Raw genomic sequence first — 15,828 nt, 5'->3', positions numbered from 1 at the left:
TGAGCCTATTGCTCTGCGCTGGCCTCTCGCGCCGTCGTGACGAACTCGCGAGCTCGGGCGGAGACCAGGCCGAGGATCGCCGGAATCCCGAACTCGAGCGCTGCGAACGCAGCGACGAGCCACGGGTTGGGGCCGACGTCAACCAGCCGACCGGGCCCGAGTGCCCCGGCGGATGCGGCGGCGAGCGCGGCGAGGAGGGCGCCACCGAGCACGCCGATGCCGGCGCCGATGCCGACCAGTTCGAGCGTCGAGCGGTCACCGAGCCGGGAGCGGACCATGAGCCCGGCGAGCAGGCCGGCGAGCACCGGAACGAGGAGGCCGAGGAATCCGAACGCCAGATCACCCGCCGGGAAGGCGCCGAACACCGGGACGGCCGGAACCGGCCCGAGGCTCGTGCCGAGCGGGCTCACCGACGAGCCGGTGCCGACGGCGAACCCGGGACCGACGAGCCAACTTGCCGCCCAGACGACCAGGTTGGGGATGAAAGCCAGTTGGCCGAGAGTGAGGGTGACGCCCCCCAGCACCCCGGCGTGGATGCCCTCGTAGAGCGCGATGATGCTGCCATAACTGGTGGCGATTAGCACGGTCGTCGCGACGGCGGCCGCGGCCGTCACCAGGGCGACCGCTACGGTGCCTCCGCGCAGGATCTGGCCCGCGACGAGCCGGATGTCGGCCGGCACGCGGTCGATCAGGCGCGTGACGATGCTCTCCTTCTCCTGGGTGCGCTGGCCGCGCAGCCGCGCACGAGCGATCTCCGAGCCGATGCAGAGTCCGAGCGCGAACACCAGCGTCGGCAGCAGCGCGCCCTGCCAGATCGAGGGTCGCGCGAGCGGGTGCAGTGCGCTGAGCGTGACGCCGAGCGAGATGCCGAAGAAGACGATGAGTGCGGTGCCGATGCCGACCAGCCGGTGCGGGGTCTCGGCGATCCGGCGACCGGCACGCTGCGCGAGCAGCATCGTCAGCAGCCCGAAGCCGAGCGCGGCAATGGTGATCGGGAACGACTCACCGGCCCCCTCGAATCCGACGGATGCCGCAACGAGCGGGTCGAGCATGAAGCGCACATCCGCGCCGTGCCCGAGCAGCCACGCGTCCACCGAGCCCCGCCAAAAGACGACCCAATCGACCTGGAGCCCGTACTGGTACGCCCAGAGCAGGGTCAGCGGCACGAGCGGCAGGCCGATGCCGATGCCGGCGACGAGCAGCGCCTCGAGTGCGGCGAACAGGGCGGTGAGCGGGCGGTTCATGTCGTGTCGAGGCTACCGGCGCCCCCGCATCCGCCCCGACGCCCCCGCCGTTCCCCACTGAAAATGCAGGAGATCCGCCGCGACGCGCCGTCGTGCGTTACCTCGCGGGCGTGTTTCGCCCCGGATCTCCTGCATTTTCAGTAGCCGAATGACGAAGGGCCCGTCCGAAGACGGGCCCTTCATGAAACCAACCCCTACAGGGAGGCGAGCACCTCGCGCATGAGCGTCGCGGTCTCGGACGGGGTCTTGCCGACCTTCACGCCCGCGGCCTCGAGTGCTTCCTTCTTGGCCTGCGCGGTACCGGCGGAGCCGGACACAATCGCGCCGGCGTGGCCCATGGTCTTGCCCTCCGGAGCGGTGAAGCCCGCGACGTAGCCGACGACCGGCTTGGTGACGTTCGCCTTGATGAAGTCGGCTGCGCGCTCCTCGGCGTCGCCGCCGATCTCACCGATCATCACGATCGCCTTGGTCTCCGGGTCGGCCTCGAACGCGGCGAGCGCGTCGATGTGGGTCGTTCCGATGACCGGGTCGCCGCCGATGCCGATGGCGGTGGAGAAGCCCAGGTCGCGCAGCTCGTACATCATCTGGTAGGTCAGCGTTCCCGACTTCGAGACGAGTCCGATCGGTCCCTTGCCGGTGATGTTCGCCGGAGTGATCCCGACGAGAGCCTCGTCCGGGGTGATGATGCCCGGGCAGTTCGGCCCGATGATCCGGGTCGTGTTGCCCTTGCTGGTCGCGTACGCCCACGCCTCAGCGGTGTCGCCCACCGGAACGCCCTCGGTGATCACCACGAGCAGCGGGATCTCGGCGTCGATGGCCTCGATCATCGCGTCCTTGGTGAACGCCGGCGGGACGAAGGCGATGGAGACATCCGCGCCCGTCTTCTCGATCGCCTCAGCAACGGTGCCGAACACCGGCAGCTCGACATCGCCGTGCAACACGGTCGTGCCGGCCTTGCGCGCGTTCACGCCGCCGACCACCTTGGTGCCGGCCTTCAGCATGAGCGCGGTGTGCTTGGTGCCCTCGCTGCCGGTGATGCCCTGCACGATGACCTTGGAGTCCTTGTTCAGAAAGATCGACATTCTCTATTTTTCCTAGCTCTTCAGTCTCGTGTTCAGGCGTTGGCCAGCTCGGCGGCCTTGTCGGCGCCTTCGTCCATGTTCGCGGCGAGGGTGACCAGCGGGTGGTTCGCATCCCGCAGGATGGCGCGGCCTTCTTCGACCTTGTTGCCGTCGAGGCGGACAACGAGCGGCTTGTTCGCGGATGCGCCGAGCTCGGCGAGTGCGCCGACGATGCCCTTGGCGACGGCGTCGCATGCGGTGATGCCGCCGAAGACGTTGACGAAAACGCTCTTTACCTGCGGGTCGCCGAGGATGACGTCGAGGCCGGCTGCCATCACCTCAGCGGATGCGCCACCGCCGATGTCGAGGAAGTTGGCCGGCTTCACGCCGCCGTGCTTCTCCCCCGCGTAGGCGACGACATCGAGGGTCGACATGACGAGCCCGGCACCGTTTCCGATGACACCGACCTCACCGTCGAGCTTCACGTAGTTGAGGTCGTTCTCCTTGGCCTTCGCCTCGAGCGGGTCGGCCGATGACTTGTCCTCGAGCAGCTCGTGCTTGGGGTGGCGGAACGACGCGTTGTCGTCCAGGGTCACCTTGCCGTCGAGGGCGATGATCTCGCCGTCCTTGGTGAGCACCAGCGGGTTGACCTCGACGAGGGTCGCGTCTTCGTTCTTGTACACCTCGAACAGCTTCACGAAAACGTCGGCGACCTTGTCAGTCAGCTCGTCGGGGAAGCCGGCGGCCGATGCGATCTCCTTCGCCTTGGCCTCGCTGATGCCCTCGAGCGGGTTGACCTCGATGCGTGCGAGCGCCTCGGGCTTCTCGACCGCGAGCTGCTCGATCTCCATGCCGCCCTCGACGCTCGTGAGAGAGAGGTAGGAGCGGTTGGCCCGGTCGAGCAGCACCGAGAAGTAGAACTCGCGGTCGATAGCCGCACCGGCGGCGATCATCACGCGCTTGACGATGTGGCCCTTGATGTCGAGGCCGAGGATCTGCTGCGCCGCCGCGAACGCCTCATCCGGGTTGTGGACGACCTTCACGCCGCCCGCCTTGCCGCGGCCGCCTGTCTTCACCTGGGCCTTCACGACAACGGTGCCACCGAGTTTCTCGGCCGCCGCCTTCGCTTCTTCAGGGGTGTCGGCCACAAGGCCAGCCAGCACAGGCACGCCGTAGGCCTCAAAGAGGTCACGGGCCTGGTACTCGAAAAGATCCACAGTCTTAGTCCAATGCGTGAAGTCGAGGAGCAGAATCGGCCACTGCCAGCGCGCACATTGTTTGACGTCGAGACAATCGGGCCATCGAAGAGCCTACCCCGTGGAAATGCACGGTTTCCCCGAGCCGGTCATGGAGGCCCGGTTAAGAACGGACGATGTTTCCATAGATGCGCCGTGGTCGCTTCGGCGCGACCGTGCTCTGAGGCCGAACTGCCCGGGGGTCACAAAAGGGCTTTTTCAATCACCAGGAAGGCCGGCTACCGACCCCTCGGGCACAGCGCGTCAGAGCTTCTCGATCGGCGCGATCTTGATCAGCAGGCGCTTGCGGCCCGCGGTGTCGAACTGCACCTCGGCGACCGACTTCGGTCCGTTGCCGGTGACAGCCGTCACCTTGCCGTCGCCGAAGTCGGTGTGCCGGATGCGATCACCGACCGCGAGGGTCAGGTCGCCGTTGTCGCGCACCGTGCCCGTGACCCGATTCGCCCACTCCGTCTTCGGCTTCTCGGCGCGCGCTGCCATCCGTGCCCGTGCCGTTGCGCCGGGCCCGGATGATTCGAGCGCGTAGCCGCCGATGCCCTCGGCCCCGAACGCTCCACGCCGCGCGTTGAGCGCTCGCGGCTGCGTTCCGCCGCGTGAGGTCGCCATCCCCGGCGACTGTCGCCAATCGATGAGCTCCGGCGGGATCTCCTGGAGATACCGCGACGGCATCGCCACAGCGACGTCGCCGAATTGAGCCCTAGTCATCGCCAATGTCAGGTACAGCAGCCGCCTGGCACGCGTGAGTCCGACGTAGAACAAGCGGCGCTCCTCGGCAGGGCCGCCCGGTTCACCCGCCGACATCTGGTGCGGCAGCAGACCCTCCTCGACGCCGGCGAGGAATACCACCTCATACTCCAGCCCCTTGGCGGTGTGCAGCGTCATGAGCGAGACGGTGCCGCTGGAGTCGTCCAATTCGTCCGCGGCGGCGACGAGCGAGACCTCGGTGAGGAAGTCGATGAGCGTGCCATCCGGGTTGTTCCGCTGGAACTCCCGCGTGACGGACATCAACTCTTCGACGTTCTCCGCGCGGGCCTCATCCTGCGGGTCGCGGCTGTTGTGCAACACATCGAGGTACCCGGTCCGCTCGAGCAGCAGCGCCAGCACATCCGGCACGGGCGCCGGGCGTGACCGTGACCCCTCAGGGTCGGCCAGGTGGGTCGCCTCGTCAAGGATCGCGGACAGACCCATGATCGCTGAGGTCACCTTCGGCCCGAGGCCCAGGTCGCCGGCAAACCGCAACGCCTCGCGCAGCGTGATCCCCGTCTTATCAGCGTGGCTCTGCAGCGCCGCCTCGGTCGCCGGACCGATTCCCCGCTTCGGAGTGTTCAGGATGCGCCGCAGCGCGATGGGGTCGGCCGGGTTGGCGACCGCGATCAGGTAGCCGAGCACATCCTTGATCTCGGCGCGCTCATAGAACTTGGTGCCACCCAGCACCCGGTACGGGATCGCCGAGCGGATGAAGATCTCCTCCAGCGCACGGGTCTGCGCGTTGGTGCGGTAGAAGACGGCGATGTCCTTGTAGTCGGTTCCCGCTTCTCGCAACGTCGTGATCTCGTCGGCGATGAACTGCGCTTCGTCGTGCTGGCTGTAGCCGGTGAATCCGATCAGCTTCTCGCCGTCGCCGATGGTGGTGAACAGCTTCTTGTCCTTGCGATCGAAATTGTTCGCGATCACCGAGTTGGCCGCACTGAGGATGTTCTGCGTCGACCGGTAGTTCTGCTCGAGCAGGATCACCTTCGTCTGCGGGAAGTCGCGTTCGAATTCGACGATGTTCCGGATGTCTGCCCCGCGGAACGCGTAGATCGACTGGTCGGAGTCACCGACGACGGTAAGTGATGCCGGCGGCAGCGGCCGGTCATATTCCTGAAGCGGCATACCGTCGAAACCGACGGCGCCAGCCAGATCCTCCGGGGCGGGCGGGCGAGTCAGCTCCCGGATGAGCGAGTACTGGGCGTGGTTAGTGTCCTGGTATTCGTCAACGAGAATATGTCGGAACCGCCGCTGGTAGAGCGCGGCCACCCGCGGGAAGGCGCGGAACAGGTACACCGTCTGCGCAATGAGGTCGTCGAAGTCGAACGCGTTGGCGCGCGTGAGTTCCGCGGTGTAGCGGCGGAACATCTCCACGAAGACGGCCTCGGCCGGGTCGCTGAAATTGGCGCCGCGCGCGTAGCTCTCGATGTCCTGCAGTTCGTTCTTGAGCTTGGAGATGCGCCCGGCGACCTGGCTGACGGTGAAGCCGAAGGTGTCGGCGTCGAGGTCCTTGATGATGCGCTTGATCAGGGCGCGTGAGTCGGCCGAGTCGTAGATGGTGAAGCTCTTGGTGTAGCCGAAGCTCTCCGCCTCACGACGCAGGATGCGCACGCACGCCGAGTGGAAGGTGGAAATCCACATCCCGTCGGCGGCTCCGCCGACGAGCGATTGCACGCGCTCGCGCATCTCGCCGGCCGCCTTGTTCGTGAACGTGATGGCGAGGATCTGGCTCGGCCAGGCATCCCGTGACGCGATGAGGTGGGCGATGCGGCGGGTGAGCACGCTGGTCTTGCCGGAGCCTGCCCCGGCGAGGATCAGCAGCGCCGGTCCGCGATGCTCGACGGCCTCGCGCTGCTGCGGGTTGAGTCCCTCCAGCAAGGGCGAGATGTGGTCGGCTAGTTCGCGCAGGTTGGTCATTGCCACCCAATTCTAGGCTGGGCGACTGACTCGCTCCGGCCGCGCGCGTCTCTCGGTACTCGAGCCTGTCGGGACCGCCGGCTCCTTGCACCAGAACGCAAGTTGCCCACTTCGGCCCCTGAATCGTGCACAAACAGGGGCCGAAGTGGGCAACTGGACGCTAGCGCCGGGCGAGTCGGCGGATGCCCATCAGCACGCCGCCGATCAGGAGGGTCGCGCCGGCGGCGAGCAGGCCAGGCAGCGCGTTCGCACCGGTCTGAGCGAGCACCGTCGGGATGGACGGTGCCGTGGACGCGACGACGCGGTAGGACACGACGCGCGTGACCTCGTTGCCGGCAACATCCGTCGCGGTCACGGTGAACTCGAACTCACCGACCTCATCGGTCGGCAGCTGCTCGCCATTGGGAACTGACGCTTCGCAGTCGGCGATACCGGAGAGCGCATCGGTGCACTCGAAGTCAGCGACGAGACGCTGTCCCTGCATGTACTCGCCCGGCAGCAGGCCGACCGGCTGCGGCACCGAGACCGAGATCACCGGGTCGTCCACGTCGACGTTGAACCGCGCGTTCACCGGCTCCTCACCGTTTTCGTGCTCGTCAGTGGCGCCTGCCCAGACGGAGTACTCGCCGCTCTCGGTGAACTGGATCATCGCCTCGTCGCCGAAGGTCTCGCCGCTGACGAGTTCCTCGCTCGGCGTCAGGTAACCCCAGTACATGTGGACGACACGGCTCGCATCGTCGGCAGACACGCGCACCGAGCTGCCGCGGTTCAGCCAGCCGCTCGAGTTCACACCGACCGGCTCCATCGTGACCTGCGGGCCGTCGATGTCACGGACGGTGTAGGTCACGATCCGCGTGGACGTGTTGCCGGCAAGGTCGGTGGCCGTGACGGTGAAGTCGAAGTCGCCGGCCACGTCGGTCGGCAGGCTCTCACCCAACGGGACCGACCCTTCGCACGAGGCGACACCGGATGCGGCGTCCTCGCACGAGAAGTTGGCGTTCAGCTCATCGCCGACGAAGACGGTGAAGTCTTCGGCGGGCGATGCGATGTCGATGGTCGGCCCCGTCGTGTCGATCCGCACGGTCGTGCTCTGCGGCTCGCTGAAGTTGCCCTGCCAGTCCTCCGCCCAGAAGTCGACGAGCCGGGTGCCGTTCGAGCTGAACACGTGCGCGGCGCGGGCGTTGTGCCTGTTGCCGACGCTGACTCCCGACCGGATGCTGGGCCCCTTGTCGATGCTGTAGTAGATGTAGCGCACACCGGCTGCACTGTCGACGGCGTCGATGTTCAGCGTCGTGCTCGTGTTGCTCCAGCCCGAAGCGTTCGGTCCGGGGGTGAGCGCTGCAGAGACGACGGGTGCGTCGCTTTCGCGGGCTGCGATGCTTGCGTAGAACTCGTCGTAATACGGTTCCCCATCAATGTCGACGGTCAGCCGGATCCTGTAGAGGCCGTCCGGCAGGTCCGCGAACTCGGCCACCTTGATGGTGCTGCCCGGCCCAGCCAAGACGAGCTGGCCCTGTGAGTAGGCACCGTCGGGTCCGAATATCTCGGCGTGCGGGTAAAGGTCTCCGCGAACTGTGCCGTTCACAATGACGTCGGCTTGCACGCGAAGGGTGGGCTGGCCGACGGATGCAGAGGCCTGGAAGTCGAGAGTCTCGACCGCGGCGTACGCGGCAGGGGCAAGTTCGAGCGCGGTCGAGCCGACAGCGAGCGGGACGCTCAGCGAGAGCGCGAGGGCGACTGCGCCACCGAGGTGGAGCGTACGCCTGAGTTTCGGGTGGGGGTGTGATGTGGGATGCACGTTTGTCCTTGTCGAGAGCACGGCAAATACCGCGGCGATCATCCGATCGCTCGACAACACTCGCGAAGGCGCAGTCCCTTGCTCCAGAGCGCGCTGTCCCGCGGGGTCGGGACATGAGTCCCCTATCTGTCGGGCCGCTAGTCGACGAGGCTGCTGCGCGCGGTGATCGCCAGGTCAGGCTGGTCGGCGAACACGCCGTCGACGCCGCTGTGCATGATCAGCTGGAACTCGGACATCCAGTCGCCAAAGCCGGAGCCGCCCAGCCGGAAGCGTGGGTCGAGGAAGCGATTCTCGGCGCGCAGCGTCCAGGTGAAGACGCGCAAGGATCGCGCGTGGGCACGCTCGACCAGTTCAGCCGACTCCAACAGGATGCTCTTGGCGACGCTGATTCCGTCAACCTTGCCGGCCAACCCGTCGAGGCCGGCGTCGGTGAGGTGATCGGCGTAGGTCGGTGCGGCGTTTCCGAGCAGGGCGACCTCGTCCGCGGGCGATCCGGTCGCCTCGACCAGGAAGACGACCGGCGCGCTCACACCGCGCCCACGCAGCTTCCCGAGCACTGTCGTCTCGAACGACTCGACGATCAGCCGGTCGTCGCGGGCCCACCCGCCGAGCTCGGCGGTCAGAAGCTCATCGAGCGGCAAGCCGACCGAATCAAAGTGGGTCGCGTGCTTGACCTCGGCAACCAACCCGACCGGCCGTTGCGCCTCATCGAGCACCGCAAGCAGGTCGCTCAGGCGCAGCACGCCCTGCTGACCGTCGAAGGCGGCATTCGCTTTCCGGATGCGCGGCAGCCGCTCGAGTGAGCGCAGCGTGGCGAGCTCCGCCCAAGTGAAGTCCTCGGTGAACCAGCCGGTCACCCGCTGCCCGTCGATGACCTTGGTGGTCCTGCGGTCAGCGAACTCGGGGTGCGCGGCGACATCCGTCGTCCCGGAGATCTCGTTCTCATGCCGGATGACGAGCACGCCGTCGCGCGTCGCCACGATGTCCGGCTCCACCGCATCCGCCCCCATCTCAATGGCAAGCAGGTACGCGTCCCGCGTGTGCTCGGGTCGGTAGCCGCTCGCGCCGCGATGGGCGATGACGAGGGGCAGCCGGTCGCTTCGCACAGGGCAACGGTACGCGATCGGGGCAATTGGTACCCTGCAACGTATGGGGAGGTGCAACAGCTGCGGGCGGGAACTGGACGACAGCTGGAAGTACTGCGTGCACTGCGGCGCTCCGACGAAGGCGGCCATTCCCGGCGCGATCAGGCCGTCGGCGCCACCGGATGCCGGGAGCCGAGAGCCGACCGCGACCCTCCCGCTGCGCTGGGGCAGCTACCGCGCGCGGTACGTCGGTGCGCTGCTGATGCTCTTTGCGGGCGGGCTGCTCGTGCAGGCGACCTCCGCGTATTCGCTCCCGTTCCTCGGCATCGGCTTCGCACTGCACGCCGCCGGCTGGGGCATCCTTCCCGGGGCCGGTTGGCGCCGCGCGCTCGTGATCGTGCCCAGCGGTCTGGCGACGGTTCTGGTGCTGAACGGGGCCAGCTCCGCGTATTTCCTCGCGATCCCACTGGCCGCATGGTTCCTTGTGCGGCAGCGCCCGTGGCCGAGCTACCTCAGCCTGCTGCTGCTGATCGGCGCGGCCGCCGTTCTCGCCGGCGCGTTCCCGCAGTACGGAAACAACGCGCTCGTGGTCGCGATCGCGGGCGCCGTTGTGGCGGCATCCGCCTGGCTTGGCCGTTCTCTGACAGTGATCAACGGTAGAAACCGGATGCGGGCACGGTAGATTGGTCTTTGACCACATCCACTTCACGGCAAGAGGAATAATGTCCAACCCTGCATTCAGCAACTCTCCGGCATTCACCGCGAATGCGGCAAAGGCCCTCGCGCGACCGGCAGCACCGGACTTCTCGGCAGAACAGCTCGACGAAATGTACGGCCGCCCGGCGGCGACCCCGGTCGACACCGACCGGATGACCTACGAGGACACGATCGTCAAGACGGTTGTGAGCTTCGCCATCCTGGTCGCCGGTGCAGCAGTCGGCTGGTTCGTACCCGTTCTCGCGCTGCCCGCGGCGCTGGTCGGCTTCGTACTTGCGCTGGTCAACATCTTCAAGAAGAAGCCATCCCCCGCCCTCGTGCTGAGCTACGCCGCGGTTGAGGGCGTGTTCGTCGGTGGCATCTCGGTGATGTTCTCGAGCCTGTTCGACGGCATCGTGCCGCAGGCCGTGTTCGGAACCCTCGCGGTCGTCGGCATCACCCTCGCGCTGTTCGCGAGCGGCAAGGTGCGTGCGACCAAGAAGGCCACCAAGATCTTCATGATCGCGATGCTCGGCTACCTGGCCTTCTCCGTCGTCAACATCGTGCTCATGTGGACCGGCGTGACCAGCGGCATGTTCGGGCTGCGCAGCCAGGAGATCTTCGGCATTCCGATCGGCCTGATCCTCGGTGTGCTGGTCATCCTGCTCGCCGCGTACTCGCTCGTCATGGACTTCGAGGACATCAAGACCGGTGTCGAGCGTGGCGCGCCGCGCATCTACGGCTGGACCGCAGCGTTCGGCATCATGGTCACGGTCGTCTGGCTGTACCTGGAGATCCTGCGCCTCATCGCGATCTTCCGCGAATAGTTTCCGCCGCCGGATTGCGCGAGCGCCGCTGATATTTCAGCGGCGCTCGCGTCGTTAAGCGGCGCTCGTTCCTGTTCTCCCGCAACGTGAATGGCGACTGTGTCGACAACCTGTTGACGGCGCACCTGCCCGAGCGTACTGTGCGCAGAAATACCGCTCGAAAGAGATGAGGTAGCGCCATGCCAGAGTTCATGGACGTACACCGCAACATGGTCGGCATCACGGCGGATGAGTTGAAGGCCGCGCACGAAGCCGACCTCGCCATCCAGGGCGAAGAGGGTGTGATCTTCAAGCAGGCGTGGGCGAATCCGGAGGATGGACTGGTCTATTGCCTGTCCGAATCCCCATCAGCCGACGCGGTTCGGCGCATTCACGAGCGCACCGGACACCCGGCTGACGAGATCCACGCGGTGCCACTAGCCGTTTAGTCGCGCAGGCGCAGAGATCGCGCGCGCGGGTCAACCTTCCGCGCGCGCGTCCAATTCGACCAGCGCGCGGGAGTTCGACCCGCGCAAGCGGCCCAGAGCCCAACTACTCCCACTCGATGGTGCCCGGCGGCTTCGACGTGACGTCGAGCACCACCCGGTTCACTCCGGGCACCTCGTTGGTGATCCGGCTGGAGATGCGCGCGAGCACGTCGTACGGCAGGCGCGTCCAGTCGGCGGTCATCGCATCCTCGCTCGACACCGGGCGCAGCACGATTGGGTGCCCGTAGGTGCGACCGTCGCCCTGCACGCCGACCGAGCGCACGTCCGCGAGCAGCACGACCGGGCACTGCCAGATCTCGTCGTCGAGTCCGGCGGCGGTCAGCTCGCCGCGCGCGATGGCATCCGCTTTCCGCAGCAGTTCGAGCCGTTCGTGGGTAACTTCGCCGACGATCCGGATGCCGAGGCCGGGTCCGGGGAACGGCTGCCGGTTCACGATCGCTTCCGGCAGGCCAAGCTCGCGGCCGATGGCTCGCACCTCGTCCTTGAACAGGGCGCGCAGCGGTTCTACGAGCTCGAACTGCAGATCCTCCGGCAGGCCGCCGACGTTGTGGTGACTCTTGATGTTGGCGGTACCGCTGCCGCCACCGCTCTCGACGACATCCGGGTACAGGGTTCCCTGCACGAGGAAGCGGATCGGCTCACCGCCGGCCTGCGCCTCGAGCACGAGCGCTTCCGCGGCGTTCTCGAACGAGCGGATGAACTCGCGCCCGATGATCTTGCGCTTCGTCTCCGGGTCGGTGACGCCAGTGAGCGCGTCGAGGAACTGCTCCTCAGCGTCGACCGTGACGAGCCGCACGCCGGTGGAGGCGACGTAGTCCTCCTCGACCTGACGGCGCTCATCCTGGCGCAGCAGTCCGTGGTCGACGAAGATGCAGGTGAGCTGGTCGCCGACCGCCTCGTGCACGAGCGCTGCGGCGACGGCCGAGTCGACCCCGCCGGACAGTCCGCAGATGACGCGCGCATCACCGATCTGCTCGCGGATGCGCTGGACCTGCTCCGCGATGACGTTGCCGGCGTTCCAGTCGGCGGCGATGCCTGCCGCGCGGTGGAGGAAGTTCTCGAGCACGTTCTGCCCGAACTCGGAGTGCTTCACCTCCGGATGCCACTGCACACCGTAGAGACCCCGCTCCGGGTTCTCGAAGGCTGCCACCGGGGTTGACTGGGTCGAGGCGAGCACGCGGAATCCCTCCGGCGCCTTCGCCACCGAGTCACCGTGGCTCATCCAGGTTGTCTGCGCATCCGGTTGACCATCCAGCAGCGTGCCGCGGTCGACGACGGACACCTGCGTCGCGCCGTACTCGCGCAACCCGGTGTTGGCGACCTCGCCGCCGAGTTGCTTGGCCATGACCTGGAAGCCGTAGCAGATGCCCAGCACCGGCACGCCGAGCTCGAGGATGCCCGGGTCGAGGCTCGGGGACCCGGGCTCGTACACACTCGACGGCCCACCGCTCAGGACGATGCCGGCCGGGTCGAGCTCCTTGACCTCCGCGGCGGTGATGGTGTGCGGAACGATCTGCGAGTACACGCTCGCCTCCCGCACGCGGCGGGCAATGAGTTGGGCGTACTGCGCGCCGAAGTCGACGACGAGAACGGGTCGCTGCTCGGTGTCGCGCTCCGGGGTACTCACACGAGCTCCTTCTCAAGTTCGGCCAGTTCGGCGTTCACTCGCTTGGGCACCGACACCTCGAAGAAGAAGGAGAGTCCGGGGACGATGCCGCCGAGCGCGATGAAGAGGAAGCTCTTGAACGGCCAGCGCAGCAGCCGCCACAGCATAAAGTCGCAACCGAGGTACAGCACGTACAGCCAACCGTGCACGATCAGGATGACCGTGGACAGGTTGATGCCGGTGATCGCGTCCTGCGGCGTGAGGGCAAGGAACCCGTCCGGCCCGTTCATCTCGATGTCTGCGCCGAACCCGTAGCGGAACACCATCATGAGCACGAGCAGCAGCAGGAAGACGCCCGTGATGGCGGCGGAGACTTTGAAGACAGAGAGGGTGCGACGGATGCGCGGGGCATCAGAAACGCGTGGGGCAAGCGGCATGAACCTAGTCTATTCGGCCCGTTCTGGGCGCTCGTCGGCGGCCAGCGCGGCCTCTTCGCGTTCCCATTCGTCCCTGACAACCCGCCACCACAGGAACACCGCGAACCCGGCGAAGATGACCCATTCGGCCGCGTAGAAGACGTTGAGCCAGTTGACCTGCACCTCGGTCGACGGTGCCGGCGAGTCGATCGCCTCGAGCCCGCCGACCGGGTCGTCGGCGACAACGTAGCCGCCGTACACGCCGCCGGAATCGATCGTCGGCCATAGGTTGATCAGCGCGCCAGGCGACACGGTGGCGAGCTCGCCGCTTTCGAAGTCGGACTCCTGCGGGCCCTCACCAGCAACGTAGCGACCGGTGAGCTGCACTTCCTCGGCGCCGAGGCCCGCGGCGACCTCCTCGGCGGTGTCACGGTCGGCGGTCCAGCCGAGCGCGACTGCCAAGCCGGCCGCATCCGGCGTCTGCAGGTGTCCGACGACCCAATAGCCGCTCTCGCCGCCGTTCATGCGGCCGGCGATCGTGAGGTACTCGTCGTCAAGGAACCGCCCGGCGACAGCGACGAGTTGCCCGTCCGCCGCCCCGGAGACGGATGCCTGCGGCTGGGCGACGCTCGTCAGCGGCATCACGGTCTCGGTGTCCCGCTCGATCACGGTGCCGGTGTCGATGCTGCGCTCGAGCTGCCACTGGCCGAGTGCCGCGAATGCGGCGGCGACTCCGAGAGCCAACAGAAGCGCGGCGATCCATTTGGGACGGCGAGCGACGACCCACATGCTCACTCGTCACCCATCCGCTGTTCCACCAATGCTCCCCCAAAAGCCTATCGCCCGGCCGCTGAACGAATCAGCGACCGGGCGATCAGCGGTTCAGACTGCTACGCCTTGGAGCGGCGGATGCGCACAGTCACCAGCGCAACGCCCGCGAGGAGGAGCAGGCCGGCGATGCTCAACGGAACGATGCCGTCTGTTCCCGTGGCAGCCAGCGCCGGGGGTGTGGCAGCGGCCGGCTGTGCGGTGAAGTTGTAGCGCACGCCGTCCCACTCGAGGTTCGCGACCACGGCCGGTGCGGTGGCCTGGGCGAGCACACCGAACGCGAGCACGTCGACCTCTCCCGCCGCCTCGAGCGCGTCGATGATGTCACCGAGGCGCATCGGGGTGTTGGCCGGGAGCCCGGCAACCGGACGGCTGAGGACCCACTGGCTGAACAGCGAGAACGTGCTGTTGGCGCTGGGGGTTGCCGCGTTCGCGGGCCGCAGCGTGGTGAACTCGTCGGTCGGGCCGACGAACAGCGGCACCTGGAAGAACGCCTCGCCCGAGACGACGGTCACGCTCGCGGTGGTGATGAGGCGCTCGAGCTCGAGCGTCGTCAGCGGCGTCGCGAGACCGTTGATGATCTGCGAGTTCGCGCCGTTGCCGAAGCTGAGCCCGGTGCTGATCACGTCATATGCCGGGGTGGCATTGGGGTACCCCTCATGCCAGCCGGCGTACGGCGTTGCGTTCGGGCGAATCTCGGACTCGAGCACCCACCGGTCGGTCGCCGCCGGAGCGGCGAGCGGCTGCGCGGTGAAGCGGTACTCGACGTCAGCCCAAGTGATCTGCTCGACCACCGAATGGGTGCCCGCCCATACGCCGAATGCGGAGTAGCGGAGCTGGTCGCCTGCGGCCGCCAGTTCGGTCACGATGTCCTGGAGCGACTGTGGGACATCCTGGACGATCGACGTCCCGGTGATGGTCTTGCTGGAGACCCAGCTGTCAGTTGCGCTGGGCGTGCTGGTTCCAACTCCGTAGGCAGCGGCCGGTCGGAGGGTTCCCCAGTAACCGGTGATGGAGTCGTCGGCGGTGAACGCCACCTGAAGGGTGACACTGCCCTGCGAGACGGTGACCGAGGAGCTTGTGATGAGTCCGAGAAGCTCAGCTCCGTCGGTCGGTAGGCCGAGCGTTCCTCCGGCCACCAGCCCGTTGATGATCTGCGAGGGTGTGCCGCTGGTCGCGATGTGCAGACCGTCCCAGCGGACGTCATGACGGACATCCGTACCGGATCCGCCCTCGTGCCAGCCGAGGTAGGTCGCATCGGTCTCGGGACCGGGCGCGATGTCGCCAGCGACCACGTAGTCGGTTGATGACGCAGCGGACGCCGGAAGCGCCATCGCCGCCGTCATGATCAGGGCTGTCGCAGCTGCGGCAGCGGGCAGGGCAAAGGACGGACGCTTCATGTGGAAGCCTTTCGGGTAGTACTGGACCTGCTGCATCCGAGAGTGCGGAAGAGCAATTTCCCGAGACACTATCGGTATATCAGCCGGACGGGCAACCCCCGAACAGGGGTGGTGATCGAGAGCGCCGTTTAGGCTGAACGCGTGCAACACGAAATCACCATCGACGAGCTCACGCGCCTCGAGTCGCCCAGCATCATCGACGTACGCGAGCAGAGCGAGTACGACGAGGGTCACATCGACGGAGTGCCGCTGATCCCGATGTCCGACTTCCTGAATCGCCTCGACGAGGTTCCGGATGGCACGGTGTACGTGCTGTGCCGCTCCGGCGCGCGCAGCGGGAGGGTGGCCGACTACCTACGCCAGAACGGCCACGACGCGGTCAACATCGCCGGCGGCATCCAGGCGTGGATCACCGCCGGGAACCCGATCGTCACCGCTGCCGACTCCGCCTAGGGC

Annotated in this window: 14 protein-coding genes; 4 read left to right on the top strand and 10 right to left on the bottom strand. The window is 67.0% G+C overall.

The features are described from left to right. Positions 1 to 5: 5 nt before the first annotated feature. The 6 genes from IRG63_RS05920 to IRG63_RS05895 form a co-directional block, all read right to left on the bottom strand. A complete protein-coding gene (locus IRG63_RS05920; RefSeq protein WP_193509476.1) occupies positions 6 to 1,244 on the bottom strand; it encodes a DUF6350 family protein in 1,239 nt (412 codons plus the stop codon). Positions 1,245 to 1,438: 194 nt separating this feature from the next. Next, positions 1,439 to 2,326: a succinate--CoA ligase subunit alpha gene (gene sucD, locus IRG63_RS05915; RefSeq protein ID WP_168626265.1), complete on the bottom strand. Its 888-nt coding sequence runs from the start codon at positions 2,324 to 2,326 to the stop codon at positions 1,439 to 1,441. Positions 2,327 to 2,358: 32 nt separating this feature from the next. Then, complete coding sequence (sucC, locus tag IRG63_RS05910; RefSeq protein ID WP_168626264.1) at positions 2,359 to 3,522, bottom strand: ADP-forming succinate--CoA ligase subunit beta; 1,164 nt, start codon at positions 3,520 to 3,522, stop codon at positions 2,359 to 2,361. A 282-nt stretch (positions 3,523 to 3,804) separates the two neighbouring features. Then, complete coding sequence (locus tag IRG63_RS05905; protein ID WP_193509475.1) at positions 3,805 to 6,228, bottom strand: ATP-dependent helicase; 2,424 nt, start codon at positions 6,226 to 6,228, stop codon at positions 3,805 to 3,807. Positions 6,229 to 6,388: 160 nt separating this feature from the next. Continuing rightward, a complete protein-coding gene (locus IRG63_RS05900) occupies positions 6,389 to 8,026 on the bottom strand; it encodes an LPXTG cell wall anchor domain-containing protein (RefSeq protein ID WP_193509474.1) in 1,638 nt (545 codons plus the stop codon). Between the two features lie 137 nt (positions 8,027 to 8,163). Beyond that, entirely contained in the window at positions 8,164 to 9,132 is a 969-nt protein-coding gene (locus IRG63_RS05895) for a glycerophosphodiester phosphodiesterase family protein (RefSeq protein WP_193509473.1), read from the bottom strand. A gap of 43 nt (positions 9,133 to 9,175) precedes the next feature. On the opposite strand from IRG63_RS05895, the gene IRG63_RS05890 reads away from it, so the two are divergent. The 3 genes from IRG63_RS05890 to IRG63_RS05880 all read left to right on the top strand — a co-directional run bounded on the left by IRG63_RS05890 (position 9,176) and on the right by IRG63_RS05880 (position 11,062). Next, positions 9,176 to 9,793, top strand: coding sequence for a zinc ribbon domain-containing protein (locus IRG63_RS05890; protein WP_193509472.1), 618 nt, complete (start codon positions 9,176 to 9,178; stop codon positions 9,791 to 9,793). Between the two features lie 40 nt (positions 9,794 to 9,833). Further along, positions 9,834 to 10,634, top strand: a complete 801-nt coding sequence (locus tag IRG63_RS05885) for a Bax inhibitor-1/YccA family protein (RefSeq protein WP_168626259.1) — start codon at positions 9,834 to 9,836, stop codon at positions 10,632 to 10,634. A 179-nt stretch (positions 10,635 to 10,813) separates the two neighbouring features. Continuing rightward, the gene (locus tag IRG63_RS05880; RefSeq protein WP_168626258.1) at positions 10,814 to 11,062 is read left to right on the top strand and encodes an SCO4226 family nickel-binding protein; all 249 of its coding nucleotides are present in this window, start codon (positions 10,814 to 10,816) and stop codon (positions 11,060 to 11,062) included. 103 nt (positions 11,063 to 11,165) lie between these two features. Here IRG63_RS05880 and guaA read toward each other — a convergent pair whose 3' ends face one another. The 4 genes from guaA to IRG63_RS05860 form a co-directional block, all read right to left on the bottom strand. Continuing rightward, complete coding sequence (gene guaA / locus IRG63_RS05875; RefSeq protein WP_193509471.1) at positions 11,166 to 12,749, bottom strand: glutamine-hydrolyzing GMP synthase; 1,584 nt, start codon at positions 12,747 to 12,749, stop codon at positions 11,166 to 11,168. Further along, positions 12,746 to 13,165 (bottom strand): DUF3817 domain-containing protein, encoded by a 420-nt coding sequence (locus IRG63_RS05870; protein WP_168626256.1) that lies wholly within the window; start codon positions 13,163 to 13,165, stop codon positions 12,746 to 12,748. The genes guaA and IRG63_RS05870 overlap by 4 nt, the downstream gene beginning before the upstream one ends. A gap of 9 nt (positions 13,166 to 13,174) precedes the next feature. Further along, positions 13,175 to 13,933 (bottom strand): SURF1 family protein, encoded by a 759-nt coding sequence (locus IRG63_RS05865; RefSeq protein WP_193509580.1) that lies wholly within the window; start codon positions 13,931 to 13,933, stop codon positions 13,175 to 13,177. 101 nt (positions 13,934 to 14,034) lie between these two features. Then, positions 14,035 to 15,372, bottom strand: coding sequence for an LPXTG cell wall anchor domain-containing protein (locus tag IRG63_RS05860; protein ID WP_168626255.1), 1,338 nt, complete (start codon positions 15,370 to 15,372; stop codon positions 14,035 to 14,037). A 141-nt stretch (positions 15,373 to 15,513) separates the two neighbouring features. Here IRG63_RS05860 and IRG63_RS05855 point away from each other — a divergent pair, with 141 nt between their 5' ends. Next, positions 15,514 to 15,825: a rhodanese-like domain-containing protein gene (locus IRG63_RS05855; RefSeq protein ID WP_193509470.1), complete on the top strand. Its 312-nt coding sequence runs from the start codon at positions 15,514 to 15,516 to the stop codon at positions 15,823 to 15,825. Positions 15,826 to 15,828: the final 3 nt, after the last annotated feature.

It is taken from the genome of Cryobacterium sp. BB736 (genome assembly GCF_014980265.1).
Taxonomy (GTDB): domain Bacteria; phylum Actinomycetota; class Actinomycetes; order Actinomycetales; family Microbacteriaceae; genus Terrimesophilobacter.
This window is presented reverse-complemented; position numbering and strand designations above follow the sequence as displayed.

Bases quoted from the DNA above. Each gene is read 5' to 3' on its own strand.
- IRG63_RS05860 (WP_168626255.1), bottom strand. From the start codon at position 15,372: ATGAAGCGTCCGTCCTTTGCCCTGCCCGCTGCCGCAGCTGCGACAGCC.
- IRG63_RS05905 (WP_193509475.1), bottom strand. From the start codon at position 6,228: ATGACCAACCTGCGCGAACTAGCCGACCACATCTCGCCCTTGCTGGAG.
- IRG63_RS05870 (WP_168626256.1), bottom strand. From the start codon at position 13,165: ATGCCGCTTGCCCCACGCGTTTCTGATGCCCCGCGCATCCGTCGCACC.
- IRG63_RS05880 (WP_168626258.1), top strand. From the start codon at position 10,814: ATGCCAGAGTTCATGGACGTACACCGCAACATGGTCGGCATCACGGCG.
- IRG63_RS05920 (WP_193509476.1), bottom strand. From the start codon at position 1,244: ATGAACCGCCCGCTCACCGCCCTGTTCGCCGCACTCGAGGCGCTGCTC.
- IRG63_RS05885 (WP_168626259.1), top strand. From the start codon at position 9,834: ATGTCCAACCCTGCATTCAGCAACTCTCCGGCATTCACCGCGAATGCG.
- IRG63_RS05890 (WP_193509472.1), top strand. From the start codon at position 9,176: ATGGGGAGGTGCAACAGCTGCGGGCGGGAACTGGACGACAGCTGGAAG.
- IRG63_RS05865 (WP_193509580.1), bottom strand. From the start codon at position 13,933: ATGTGGGTCGTCGCTCGCCGTCCCAAATGGATCGCCGCGCTTCTGTTG.
- sucD (WP_168626265.1), bottom strand. From the start codon at position 2,326: ATGTCGATCTTTCTGAACAAGGACTCCAAGGTCATCGTGCAGGGCATC.